This window comes from Rufibacter ruber, from assembly GCF_001647275.1.
In the GTDB taxonomy this organism is placed as follows: domain Bacteria; phylum Bacteroidota; class Bacteroidia; order Cytophagales; family Hymenobacteraceae; genus Nibribacter; species Nibribacter ruber_C.
Map to the genome: position 1 here is coordinate 14,158 of NZ_LRMM01000023.1, position 13,336 is coordinate 27,493.

11 protein-coding genes are annotated in these 13,336 nt (G+C 54.1%); 8 read left to right on the plus strand and 3 right to left on the minus strand.

Features of this window, described 5'->3' with window-relative positions:
* Positions 1 to 269 precede the first annotated feature (269 nt).
* The 8 genes from guaB (at position 270) to A8O25_RS10795 (ending at position 10,661) form a co-directional block, all read left to right on the plus strand.
* The gene (guaB, locus tag A8O25_RS10755) at positions 270 to 1,739 is read left to right on the plus strand and encodes an IMP dehydrogenase (protein WP_066834613.1); all 1,470 of its coding nucleotides are present in this window, start codon (positions 270 to 272) and stop codon (positions 1,737 to 1,739) included.
* A gap of 514 nt (positions 1,740 to 2,253) precedes the next feature.
* Positions 2,254 to 4,329 carry a PP2C family protein-serine/threonine phosphatase gene (locus A8O25_RS10765; protein ID WP_066834615.1) on the plus strand — a complete coding sequence of 692 codons (2,076 nt, stop codon included), beginning with the start codon at positions 2,254 to 2,256 and terminating at the stop codon, positions 4,327 to 4,329.
* Positions 4,330 to 4,348: 19 nt separating this feature from the next.
* Complete coding sequence (locus A8O25_RS10770; RefSeq protein WP_066617784.1) at positions 4,349 to 4,687, plus strand: STAS domain-containing protein; 339 nt, start codon at positions 4,349 to 4,351, stop codon at positions 4,685 to 4,687.
* Entirely contained in the window at positions 4,680 to 5,090 is a 411-nt protein-coding gene (locus A8O25_RS10775) for an ATP-binding protein (protein WP_066834616.1), read from the plus strand. Before A8O25_RS10770 ends, A8O25_RS10775 begins: the two co-directional genes overlap by 8 nt.
* A 209-nt stretch (positions 5,091 to 5,299) precedes the next feature.
* Positions 5,300 to 7,603 carry a peptidylprolyl isomerase gene (locus A8O25_RS10780; RefSeq protein ID WP_066834617.1) on the plus strand — a complete coding sequence of 768 codons (2,304 nt, stop codon included), beginning with the start codon at positions 5,300 to 5,302 and terminating at the stop codon, positions 7,601 to 7,603.
* A gap of 99 nt (positions 7,604 to 7,702) precedes the next feature.
* Positions 7,703 to 9,055 (plus strand): peptidylprolyl isomerase, encoded by a 1,353-nt coding sequence (locus A8O25_RS10785; RefSeq protein ID WP_066834621.1) that lies wholly within the window; start codon positions 7,703 to 7,705, stop codon positions 9,053 to 9,055.
* 12 nt (positions 9,056 to 9,067) lie between these two features.
* Positions 9,068 to 10,030, plus strand: coding sequence for an AAA family ATPase (locus A8O25_RS10790; RefSeq protein ID WP_066834623.1), 963 nt, complete (start codon positions 9,068 to 9,070; stop codon positions 10,028 to 10,030).
* A 202-nt stretch (positions 10,031 to 10,232) separates the two neighbouring features.
* Entirely contained in the window at positions 10,233 to 10,661 is a 429-nt protein-coding gene (locus A8O25_RS10795; protein WP_066834624.1) for a hypothetical protein, read from the plus strand.
* A gap of 205 nt (positions 10,662 to 10,866) precedes the next feature.
* On the opposite strand, the gene A8O25_RS10800 is transcribed toward A8O25_RS10795, so the two are convergent.
* From A8O25_RS10800 to A8O25_RS10810, 3 genes are all read right to left on the minus strand, one after another.
* Positions 10,867 to 11,244, minus strand: coding sequence for a hypothetical protein (locus A8O25_RS10800; RefSeq protein ID WP_066834626.1), 378 nt, complete (start codon positions 11,242 to 11,244; stop codon positions 10,867 to 10,869).
* Entirely contained in the window at positions 11,241 to 12,143 is a 903-nt protein-coding gene (locus A8O25_RS10805) for a TIGR02587 family membrane protein (RefSeq protein WP_066834635.1), read from the minus strand. Before A8O25_RS10805 ends, A8O25_RS10800 begins: the two co-directional genes overlap by 4 nt.
* A gap of 257 nt (positions 12,144 to 12,400) precedes the next feature.
* Entirely contained in the window at positions 12,401 to 13,273 is an 873-nt protein-coding gene (locus A8O25_RS10810) for an SDR family NAD(P)-dependent oxidoreductase (protein ID WP_066834746.1), read from the minus strand.
* Positions 13,274 to 13,336: the final 63 nt, after the last annotated feature.

Genomic DNA, 13,336 nt, shown 5'->3' on the forward strand with positions numbered 1-13,336 from the left:
TACAGAGTAAGCATATGCTGGTGCTGTTTACCTAACCAGGCTTCCCAAAATGGCGATTCCCCTCAGCTGAGGGGAACGCATTTTGGGAAGCCTGTATAAAGTGGGCCTATCACTGGAAAAGGAATAGAATGGAAGTGCTTATGAGTGTGCTCCTCCTATTTTCAAGGGGAAGGTCAAGCAGGCCGGCATAAGTTTATTTTAGGTCATTTTGTCGTTTATTCAACTTTTCCCTTAATTTTACGTGGCAAATACCATAAACGCTATTTGCCATGCAGTCCCACGCTCCTAACGTGTTGTTCGAGGCTCTCACCTACGACGACGTTCTCCTTTTACCGGCCTACTCAGAAGTACTGCCGCGCGATACCAACACCTCTGCCCAACTGACCAGAAACATCCGTTTGAACATTCCGCTCCTCTCAGCGGCCATGGACACGGTGACCGAGGCAGACATGGCCATTGCCATGGCCCAGGAAGGCGGCATTGGCATCATCCACAAAAACATGAGCATCAAGCAGCAGGCTGAGCAGGTGCGCAAGGTGAAACGCTCTGAGAGCGGCATGATCCTAGACCCCGTGACCCTGAATGAGAACGCCACCCTGGGCGAAGCCATGCAGATCATGAAGGAACACAAGATTGGCGGCATTCCGGTGACCAATGATGACCGGAAGCTGGTGGGCATCATCACCAACCGCGACCTGCGCTTTGAGAAGAACTACAGCGTGAAGGTCTCTGAGATCATGACCAAAGACCGCCTCATCACCGCCCCTAAAGGCATTGAACTGGACAAAGCCGAAGATATTCTGCAGGAATACAAGATTGAGAAACTCCCCGTGGTAGACGAGAACGGTCTGCTGGCCGGCCTCATCACCTACAAAGACATTCTCAAGAGAAAACACCGCCCGTACGCCTGCAAAGACGAGTTTGGCCGTCTGCGCGTGGGCGCGGCCGTGGGCGTAACCCCAGACGTTCTAGATAGAATTGCCGCCCTGGTAGAAGCCGGTGTAGACGTGATCAGCGTTGACACCGCCCACGGCCACTCCAAAGGCGTGATAGACGCCGTGCGCCGCATCAAAGACGCGTACCCAGACCTGGACCTCATAGCCGGCAACGTGGCTACCGCCGAAGGCGCCAAGGCCCTGGCCGACGCCGGAGCTGATGCCGTGAAAGTGGGCGTTGGCCCGGGTTCTATCTGTACCACCCGTATCATTGCCGGCATTGGCGTGCCGCAGCTGTCTGCCGTGATGGAAGCCGCCAAAGGCCTGGAGGGCACGGGCGTACCCGTCATTGCCGACGGTGGCGTAAAATTCTCAGGTGACATTGTGAAAGCCATTGCGGGCGGCGCCAGCACCATCATGATTGGCTCCTTGCTGGCCGGTACAGAGGAAGCTCCCGGCGACATGCAGATCTATGAAGGCCGCAAGTTCAAGACCTACCGCGGCATGGGCTCCATTGAAGCCATGGGCGAAGGCTCCAAAGACCGCTACTTCCAGGATGCCGAGGATGACGTGAAGAAACTGGTACCAGAGGGCATTGTAGGCCGCGTGCCCTACAAAGGGCTGGCCGGTGAAGTACTCTACCAACTGGTAGGCGGATTGAAAGCGGGCATGGGCTACTGCGGCGCCCCAGACGTTGACGCGCTGCAGAAAGCGAAGATGGTAAAGATCACCGGGGCCGGTTTAAGAGAAAGCCATCCGCATGACGTACAGATCACCCGGGAGGCGCCCAACTACAGCCGCTAACCAGGAGCGCTTATTTTTCAGAGAAGTCAGCCTTTCCGGTTTATTTGAGTCTTGCTTTCCTGTGCGGGAAAGCCCATGAGCGCCAACCGTACAGATGAAGCCTATTCTTTAGCCTTGCCCAGCACCTCTGGGCAAGGCTATTTTTTTAGCGGCCCTGTTTCTGGCCTCTTTTTCAGAAAACAGCCCCAAAACAGAAATCCTGTCACCAAGAGGGGTTGCTGTCTGAAATACCCCTTCAAACCGCCAGGCCAAAACGTATTTCCCCCTCCTGCCGCCTCAGGGCAAACCAAGATTACAACAACCCTCCTGCTTTATTAGCGTTTCTAAGTATAGTATTGCGCTGTTACTTTTGCGGTTTGCTGTCTATTGACCAAAGAATACGATACCTTTGCCCAGCAGACAGAAATTCTACCACGGAGCAAAACGTAATAAAATAACTTTTTTCAGTTATTTTTAGAGAATTCTCGTATTCACCCTCGTTAAACCAAAACGTTCACAGCAGGCACTTTTTCCAATGCCCAAAGACAAACGAATCAAGCGACTGAGTTTTTTTACCGGATGCGTGAGCTGGGTTCTGCTGTTGGTGAATGTTCTGTTCCTGGCGCGCCAGCGTCATGAGGGCGAAGCCAACCTGGCAGAGCCATACCTGAACAACCTGCTGTCTGTCATTTTCATCCTGTCTGTGTTTCTGTACCAGCGGTACCGCGTACACGCGCAGCGCACCGCTGAGTTTACCGCCCCCCTGCAGGCAGTACTCCTGAAAGGCGGGGCTGGCGCTTACCTAACCGCCCTGCTGTTCTTCGGGTACCCCAGCATACAGGAGATGGGCACCAACAACGTGTTCCTCTTAGATGCGTTCTACCAGGTGCTGTTTGGCTTTCTGGTGTACTTTCTGGCCAAGGCGTTTTACACCTGGCGCCAGTTCATCCTGTACCAGAAGACCAAGGACCTGATGACCCAGTGGAAGTGGTTTGAGATTCTGGTGGCCCTTTCGCTCCTGGTCCCGCTCCTGAACGTGGAGTACATGAAGCACATCTTCCTGATCCTGGATCTGGGCCTGCTGCTGGCTTACGGGCTGTACCTGAGCGTGAACCTGCGCTGGGTGGCGTTCCTGAGCCTTGACAAGAAGTGGCTGAGCATCTTTCTGCTGGCCGCCATTCTTCTGAGCATAGTCCTGTTCTCGCACTTCCTGTTCCAATACTCAGACTCCCCGGAGCTGGTGGTAGACTACACAGACAACCCCTTCATTCTGATCACGCTGGCTTTTGTATTCTGCTACACCCTCTCCTCTTTGCTGGTGGCCTTGTTCAGCCTACCCACCAGCCGGGTGTTTGAGCAGAAGAACGCAGACCTGCTGAGCTTTCAGCGGTTAACCCAGTCTATTCAGCAGGGGCAGAACGAAGAAGAGGTATATGCCTTGCTCTTTGAAAGTGTGATCAAGGCCTCTGGGGCAGACGCCGCCTGGCTGGAATATGGTGAAGATGCCAAGCCCAGCGCCAGAAGGCACAATGAAAGTGCGCCAGACCCGTTGGTTCAGGATATTAAACGGGCTCTGGCTCAATCTGGCAAAGACAAACAAGCCGACTGGAACCACATCTTCATCAACAATGACCTGAGGCACAGTTCCACGTTCAAAGATCTGCAGTTGCCGTTTCACTCGCTGCTCGTGATGCCGCTGGCGTCAAACAAGCGGCGGTATGGCCACCTGTACCTGCTGCGGGAAGTAGAGCAAGGGTTTGACCAGGACACCATCAACGTGGTGCAGTCTTTCACCAACCAGACGGTGCTCACCATTGAAAACCTGCGGCTGCTGGAAGAGTCTCTGCAGAACGAGCGCTACAAAGAGGAACTCAAGATTGCCAGCCTGGTACAGGACCGGCTCATCCCAAAAACATTTCCCACTGACACCTGGTTTGAAATCAGCAGTTACTCGCAGGCGGCCAAAGAAGTGGGGGGAGACTTCTATGACTTTCTGCAGCTGAGTGAGTCACGCATTGCCATCATTATTGGGGACGTGTCTGGGAAAGGGATTTCAGCGGCGTTTCACATGGCGCAGATGAAAGGGATTTTCCATGGCCTCATGCAGCAGGACTTACTGCCAGACGAGTTCATGGTGCAGGCCAACAGCGCCCTCAGCCGCTGCCTGGAGCGCACCTCGTTCATCACGTCAGCACTGTACATCATTGACTACAAAATGCAGGGGGTTTCGTTTGCCCGCGCCGGCCACTGCCACACCCTGTACTACAACGCCATGATGGAAGACACCTTCTACTTCCAGACCGAAGGACTGGGCCTGGGCATTATCAGAGACGCCTCTTACGCCAAGCGCATTCACCGCCTGCACTATGACTACAACCCCGGTGATGTGATGGTGATTTACACAGACGGCATCATTGAAGCCCGGAGCGAGGATCAGGAGGAATACGGGGAGGACCGGTTGAAATACATGCTTTCCCAGACCTACCACCTGGAGGCTGAGGACATTAAAAGCGCCATCATGAATGATGTAACCGATTTTACCAATGACACGTTGCATGATGACCAGACCTTGCTTGTGATCAAATTCAAACCACGTCAACCTAACACATAGAGATTCGTAAAGAAGGGCGATGAAAATAAAACACACAATCTCCGACAACACGATCACCATCAGCTTAGACGGTGAATTAGATGCCAGCTCCTCTGTTATGCTGGATGAAGAGCTTTCAAACCCTAGCATCATGATGTTCAGCAAGATTCTTGTGGATTGCAAGAACCTGAATTATATTTCTTCAGCCGGCTTAGGCGTCTTCATCTCCCACCTACAGCGGTTTGAAGACGCGCAGATCAAACTCATCTTCTTTAACATGCAGGAAAAAGTACGCAACGTGTTTGAGATCCTGGGGCTTGACCTGCTCATGACCATTGTCGGTTCTTATGAAGAAGCCGTGACCATTGCCAATGACTAACAAGATCCGGGTTAGCTGTGACAGGAAAAACCTGAAAACGATCCGCACCTTTGTGACGGATACGTTGGCGCCCGTCCATTTATCTGAGATCACCCTCAACCAAATCATACTGGCGGTAGATGAGATCTGCGCCAACCTGATCATTCATGCCAACCAGGAAGACAGCCAGAAATTCCTGAACCTCACCATCCGGTATGATGACAAGGAGATGGTCTTTGAGCTGTCTGACAACGGCAAGGCGTTTGAGCGGGCCAACTACCGTGAACCCAACATCCAGGACAACATTCGCATGGGCAAAAAAGGGGGCGTGGGGGTGGCGCTGGTCAACCGCATCATGGACAAAGTGGAGTACAGCGTGAACGGCAACACCAATATTTGCATTCTGCACAAGTACATCCCGTAACCCATTCCTTACTTTTTCTGCCTCCCGCACAATAAAAACCTTTTTAGCCTGTTTTCAGCAAAAGAGGCTAAAAACGGCAATGTCATGTCTGCTAGCCCACTTCTGGCACTTTGTTTTACAACCTTAGCCGGTTCTGTGAGAAAAAATGAGTAAAATTGCATAATGGCTTGATGAGTGTGTTCAGGTCAGCATGCGTTTTGCCAATAACTATGCGATTATCATCTTTCTACGTGGGCCTGGGTGCCCTGCTCCTCTTTCAATGTGGCTCTCCCAAGAAAGCCACTGAGCCGGTTGTCCTCTCCATTGGTTCTGAGACGGTTCCGGCCGCTGAGTTTGCCTATGTGTATGAGAAAAACAACGGCAATGCAGACAGCGCTTACTCCAGTGCCAGCATCAAAGAATACCTGGACCTGTACACCAACTATAAATTGAAAGTGGCCGAGGCCAAAAGCAGAGGCCTGGACACCACTGAGGCGTTCAAGAAAGAACTGGGCGGCTACAAAGAGCAGTTGGCCCAGCCCTACCTCACAGAGAAAAGTGTCACAGACCAACTGGTGCGGGAAGCGTATGAGCGCATGAAGAAGGAAATCAACGCCACCCACCTTCTGGTAACGGTTGAACAGGACGCAGACCCCAAAGACACGTTGGCCGCCTATGAGAAAATCATGGGTTTAAGGCAGCAGGCGGTAAGTGGCACTTCCTTTGAAGCCCTGGCCCGCCAGCATTCAGAAGACCCCTCAGCCAAAGAGAACAGCGGCAACCTGGGGTACTTCACTGCCCTGCAGATGGTATACCCGTTTGAGAATGCCGCCTACACCACCTCCCCAGGCCAGATCTCCCAGCCGGTGAGAACCCGTTTTGGCTATCACCTGATCAAAGTAAATGAAGTGCGCCCGGCCCAGGGTGAAATCAAAGTTGCCCACATCATGGTGCGGGCCCAGCAAGGCCTGCCCAAGGCAGACTCCCTGGTGGCGAAGAACAAGATTGACGAAATCTATAAGCGGGTACAACGCCAGGAGAACTGGGACAAGCTTTCTTCTCAATTCTCTGAAGACGCCGCCTCAGCTGACAACGGCGGTGAGCTGCCCTGGTTTGGCACCGGCCGCATGATTCCCTCTTTTGAGGAAGCGGCCTTCGCCCTGGCCCAACCGGGGGCCATCACCCCGCCGGTGCAGACCCCCTATGGCTGGCACATTATCAAACTGCTGGAGCGCAAAGAGCTGCCCACCTATGAGGAGATGGAGACCTCCCTCCGGAACCGCATCTCCAAAGACTCCCGCTCAGAGCTGAACAAAGCGGCGTTCCTGAGAAGAATCAGAAAAGAAAACAACCTGCAGGAAGTTCCCGCCACCAAAGAAGCCGCCCTCAAGCTGGCAGATTCAACCCTGGTGGTAGGCAACTGGCAGTTTCAAGCCCCGGCAGAACCTAAAAACTTCGCCTCTGCCACGCTGTTCACCATTGGCGGGCAGGCTTACACCGTGACCCAGTTTGCTGACTACGTAGAAGCGAACCAACGGCCAAAGCAGAATGTCTCCCCAGCCCACGCCATGAACCTGCTGTATGACAGGTTTGTGGAAACCAGCCTGCTCAACTATGAGCGGGAGCACCTGGAGGAGAAACATCAGGATTTCAGAATGCTGGTGAAAGACTACCATGACGGCATTCTGCTGTTCCAGTTAATGGAGGAGAAAGTATGGGCCAAAGCGGTAGAAGACACCGTGGGCTTAAAAGCCTTCTTTGAACAGAACCGCGACAAATACACCTGGGGAACCCGCGCCAAGGCCACAATCTTAAGCGCGGCCAGCCCGGCGGTCCTGGCCGAAGCCCAGAAACAGCTGCAGCAGGGCAAGTTCCCGTCTGTGCGGTTCAAGCAGCCTGACCTCACCTTTGAATTCGGGAATGACAACCTGTTGAAGAATGCCACCACCCAGCTAGACCAGTTGGTAACGGCCCTGCAGGCAGACACCTCCCTCTCTGTGCAGCTCACCGGCTACACAGACGCCCGGGAGACCACCAACCGCGCCAACAGAACCCTGGCCACCCGCCGCGCCGCCGCAGTAAAGAATTATTTACAGCAAAAAGGGGTTCAAGAAGACCAGGTTGAAATAGTTGCCGCCGCAGATCGTTCTACCAGTGGCCGCAACGCCCGCAGAGTTTCAGTGGCGGTGTATTCCTCTGACCTGCAGACGTTGGCAGACCAGCTGAACCAAAACAACCCGCTTGCCTTGCAGGTAACCGCCCGCAAGTTTCAGCGGGGCGAAAACAAAGCCCTGGATGCGGTGAACTGGCAACCCGGCACCTATACGGTTGAGCAGGACGGCAGAACCATCTGGTTAAAGATTGACCAGGTGGAGCCCCCCATGCCTAAACAACTGAACGAAACCCGCGGCCTGGTCATTTCTGATTACCAGAATTACCTGGAGAAAGAATGGATCAAAGAGCTTAGGCAGAAATACCCGGTAAACGTGAACCAAGAGCAGGTCCAGAAACTTATCAGGAAGGAAAGTAAGTAAGTTTCATTTAATGAAGCGGTTTGCCTAGCTTTGTCTGTTACACTAATTTTAATTTGCTAGTAATGCGGCACCTAACCCGTGTCAGTTGTTGATAACCACATGAAAACCCTTATTTCTATTACTTCTTTCACCAGAGCCCTGTTCTGCTTTTGCCTGGCCCTGGGTCTGGCACTGTCTGCCCAGGCACAACAGACTACCCTTATTGACAATATTGTGGCCAAAGTTGGCGGTCACATTGTGCTTAGGTCAGAATTAGAGTTCCAGAACGCCAACGCGGTAGGCCAGGGGTACACGTCGCCCAACCTGAAGTGTGACATCATGCGTTCCCTGATCCAGAACAAACTGTTGCTCGCCCGCGCTGAGATTGACTCTGTGGTGGTAGATGAGTCCAGAATAACAGAACAGTTAGAAGGCCGTTTGCAGCAGTTCATTGCCCAGATAGGCAGCGAGGAAAGACTGGAGGAGTACTTCAAAAAACCTATGAGCGAAATCAGGGCTGACCTCAGGAGAAGCATCAAAGAGCAAATGACGCTCCAGAAGATGGAGCAGGAGATTGCCGGTCAGATCAAGGTGACCCCAAAAGAGGTGAAGCAGTACTTCAACACCATTCCCAAAGACAGCCTCCCTTATTTCTCTACCGAGGTAGAAGTGGGCCAAATTGTGAAAATCTCTACCATTGGCGCTGCCCAGAAACAGGCGGCGCGGGAGCAGCTGGAAGCCCTGAGAAAGCGCATCCTGGCCGGTGAAGACTTTGCCACCCTGGCAGGCCAGTTCTCCCAGGACCCCGGCTCTGCCAGCCAGGGCGGAACGTTAGGGTTCTTCAAGAAGCGTGAACTGGTACCGGAGTATGAGGCGGCGGCCCTGCGCCTGAAACCAGGCGAGATGTCGCCCGTGATAGAGTCTATGTTTGGCTTCCACTTGATTCAGTTGATTGAGAAACGCGGCGAGGAGTTTAATTCCCGTCACATCCTGATCAAGCCCGCCACCGCGCAGGTAGACGTACAGCAGACTGCCCAGTTCCTGGACAGCATCAGGACCCTGATCCAGAACGACAGCATGACGTTTGCCAAAGCAGCCAAAGAATTCTCAGATGACATGCTCAGTAAGGGCAACGGCGGCATGATGTCTCTGGGCAACAGCGCCACCACCTACATTCCGGTAGACAAACTGGACCCTTCTGTTTTCTTTGTGGTAGACACCCTGCAGGTAGGAGAGATCAGCCGGCCGCTCCCTTACCGTACAGAAGACGGGAAAGACGCCATGCGCATCTTGTACCTGAAGTCTAAAACACCTCCGCACCAGGCCAATTTACAGGACGACTACACCAAGATTGCCACGGCCGCCCTGAGCAACAAACGCAACAGAGCCATCAGTGAGTGGTTTGAGAAAAACAAAGACACCGTGTTTGTTGACGTAGCGCCAGAATTTGAAGCCTGTAGGTTAGAACAATAACTTTCTCTGAATATGCCATTCGCCTCTGACAAAGAAGCCGCTGACGCGCTTTACCAAGCCTACGGGCGCCTGACCTCTGAAATCTCCCAAACCATTATTGGGCAGGAAGAGGTGGTAAAACTAGTGCTTACCGCTGTTTTTTGTCAGGGGCATTGTCTTTTGGTGGGGGTGCCGGGGCTGGCCAAAACGCTCCTGATCCATACCATTGCCTCCTCCCTGGATCTTTCGTTCAACCGGGTGCAGTTTACGCCAGACCTCATGCCCTCTGACATTCTGGGCTCTGAGACCCTTGACCAGAACCGCCAGTTCCAGTTTGTGAAGGGCCCTGTGTTTGCCAACATTGTTCTGGCAGATGAGATCAACCGCACGCCCCCCAAGACCCAGGCCGCCCTGTTAGAAGCCATGCAGGAGTATTCAGTGACCGTGGCCGGGCACCATTACAACCTGCCGCGGCCCTTCTTTGTGCTGGCCACGCAGAACCCCATTGAACAGGAAGGCACCTACCCGCTGCCAGAGGCGCAGTTAGACCGCTTCATGTTCCATGTGGCCCTCACCTACCCCAGTTACGAGGCCGAACTTCAGATTGTAAAGAACACCACCGGTGACCGGAAGCACCAGCCCAAGGTGGTCCTGCATGCAGATGAGATTGTGGCCTTTCAGCAGCTGGTGCGCCGCGTACCAGTCACAGACAACGTGGTAGAGTATGCGGTAAAACTGGTACACGCCACCCGCCCAGACACAGAAATGGCGGGCCCGCAGACCCAGCAGTACCTGGAGTGGGGCGCCGGGCCAAGGGCTTCACAGCACCTGATCATGGGGGCCAAGTGCAACGCCCTGCTCCGCGGAAAATATTCCCCAGACATTGAAGACGTGCAGGCAGTTGCCATTCCTATTCTGCGGCACCGCCTGGTGCGCAACTTCAAGGCAGAGGCCGAAGGCATTACCGTAGAGCAGATCATCAAAGGGCTGCTGTAGCCGTTTTGGGTCTGTTTTCAGAAAAACAGGCCAGAAACGCACCATCCCCTTCCTCCATACCACCAGGAAATACTTTCCGTTTTCGGGCTACTTTTCTGAAAACAGCGCTAAAACGCACAGAACCTTGGCCGCACCAGTACATTGGGTAATGCAAAAGAGCAAGCCATTGTGTACTTTTGTGCCTATACCTAACCCTACACCCATGGAAGCAGCCGCTCTCTACGAACGCTTTGAGAATAACTTAGAAACTATCTTCGGCTATATCAAAAAAGGCTTAGATGTGCGCACTACGCCCTACCACATTTCCATGCCGCTGGAGATAAACCTGCTCTGCGATGTCCTGAACCAGAAAGGGTTTCACTTTCAAGTGACCAAAGGCGGGTTTGACGCCCTGGTGGAGTTTCATGACCTGTACATGCGCGAAGGCAAACACGTGCTGGACGCCATGCACCAGATTCTGGAAGACAAGCGCGCCTACATCAAAACCGGTGACGGCACAGTCCTGTTAAAGGAGCAGCTGATCAGAAGGCTGGAGTATTTCAACGAGATTGCCCACTCCATGGAAGTGATTGCCCGCCTGCAGCAACTGGGAAGCCCCCTGCAGTACAACTATCCGTTCCTGAACAAATAGGGAGCGGCAGCATTAGCCTTAGTAGCGCCATGAAATAGAAGAGCTTGCGGTATTCCCTGTTTTGGGGCTAGTTTTCAGAAATCAGGCCGAAAACAGCCTTTGACCCCGTTCCCTCGCACAGACACCTGCCCCTGCGGGCACGCATGACCAGATAGAGCCCTAAAAGCGGGGAAAGCCCAACAAACAAGTGGGGGCATCCTCTCTTTTAGGGTTTGTTATACCCCAGAATGTGCACGTTGAACCTCTGCCCTTCTGCCGGCGGCGTTCTGAAGGTAACCCACGCCTCCTGTTTGCTTTCTTTGGGGGCCAACGGGAAAAGGGCCTCTGCGGTCTCCGTTTCTTTGCCTTGCACCAGTAGCACCACCTCAACCGCCACATTCTCTGCCGTCTGCTCGCCGTGGTTGATCAGTTCTATGCGCTGAATATTGCGGCGCAATGTATCCTTTTCAGGCATGATCTCTACCCGCAGGTCTGGGGGAGTGCTCTGGTACGTAATGGCTTTTACCCCCAGATACCCAATCAATGCCACACTCAGCAGCACGCTGGCCCCAAACACACACCATTCCAATGCATTTTTTTTCATTCCTCCTGCTTTTCATCTCTGTACTCCTGATCCAGTAAGAACCTTCCGGCCGAGGCGCCCAGAGCCGCCACCACCGTCAGTACCACCGTAGCCTCTACGCCAACCTGCAGACCCACGCCCTCAAACCTCCCAAAAAACCACAGTGCCCCCGCTGACACGCAAACCGAGGAGGCGAAGGTCAGGCTGAGCCCCCACACCACCTCCAGCAGGCTGGGCGCTTTTTGGGCGGGTGTCTCATACGCCCCCCTGAACCCAATGTAAAACAAAATGGACCCACTGAGGGAAAGTGAGACCAGCAGCATGAGCAGCAGCTGCACCGGTGTGGCACCGGTGGCAATTACCATCACCTCATCTGTAGGGGCAATGTTGGCGGCAAATAGCATGCCCGCGCAGGTGGCCAGCAGGATCTGCTCCAGCGTAGAGGCGTCTCCCTGCTTTTGGCCCGGCAGGCTGGAAGCCGGCTCCCGGTCTGCCTTCTCCTCTTCTTCGTCTTCTGGAGACGCCCCCAGTTGGGCTGTCCCCACTGAGACGCCAATGGCCACGGGCATGGCTTCTACGGCCACCATGTACACTATTCGCTGCAGAGACATTTCACCGGGAACAATACGGCCCAGCAAACACAGGAAGAGGAAAGACAATACCAGCCCCAGCCCCAGCTCTTCTACTGAGTCAATGGCCACCTCTTTCCAGGAGGCACTGGCCCGGAGACCTGCATAGGCGTTGTACGCCAGCAGCAAGACAAAGGTGAGGGCCACGTACAGCATCAACTGCCAGGGGCTCACATCAAAGCTGGTCCACCAGACCTCCATGGTGTAGAGCATGGGCAGGCTGAAGAGCAGACCGCCAATGATCCCCCTGCCGTACTCCTGCAATGAGTGGTAAACGCTTTTCACCCGCATAGTTGCTCCTCCTTTCGGCTTGCCGTGGTACTGTTCCAGGGCAAGTTTACCTGTAGCCTTTTGTGCTGCAACCGCCTTGGCAGGCCCTGCCGCCCTTTCACTTTCTACTGCCTGGGCAGCACTGCTTCTGGCTTGAAGCCGCTACAGTAAACCCCAACGCCAGCCGTTTTCAATGCCCAATTCAACATGTAAGCACCCTTAAAAGCAAAACACCCGCCCTGTTGCACAGAAGCGGGTGATATTCTACGTTTTAGCGGTTATTGATGTTCTTCCCGTATCTGGGTATGGCCGTCAAGGCTGTGCTCTGTCTTCAGGGTGCCGTTGGGTTCTTTCTTGAGGCTCCCCTTCACTTTGTCGCCCACCGGGCCTTTGGCTACGGTGACGCCGCCGTCTACAAAATACAGGGCCCCGGTCACGTAAGAGGCTTCATCTGAGGCCAGAAAGGCGTAGACGTTGGCGACCTCCTCCGGGGTGCCGCGCCGGCCCAACGGCGTAGCCTGTATCATACTCTGCTCCATTTCCTTGTCCATGGGGCCGGTTTCTTTGTGGGTCCAGGCGGTGTCTATGGGGCCGGGGCACACGCAGTTGCAGCGTACCCCAAACTGGGCCTGCTCTACCGCCAGGCCCCGCATGAAGGCGTGGTTAAAACCCTTGGTTCCGCCGTAAGGCGTGTTTTGGGCAATCCCAATCAGACCGGCCTCTGAGCCCGCAGAAATAATGTTGCCGTGCGTCTTGTGCAGCTCCGGCAGGGCGGCCCGGCTCATCATGAAGGTGCTGGCAACATTGTTTTTCAGCATGTACTCAAACGCCTCTGTGGGGTAGTCCTGCAACAGAGAGGTGGCGGGGAACACCCCGGCGTTGTTGATGAGAATATCAAGCTGGCCGTACTGTTTCACCGCCAGCTCTACACAGCGTTTGGCGTTTGGCTCCAGAGAGATGTCACCCGTGAACGAGATGGCCGTGCCGCCTTCCTCCCGAATGGCCTTGGCCACCTCTTCTACAGGATCTTCCGGGAACCCGCACACCACTACGCGGGCGCCCTCCCGGGCAAATTTCTTACAGATGGCTTCGCCTATGCCCGTGCCACCTCCTGTGACAATGGCCACTTTGTTTGCTAATCTTCCTTCCATTGTTTTCATGTACATTTCTGAAAGAATAACGGGAAGCCCGCACAATTAGTTGAAATTCCTGTC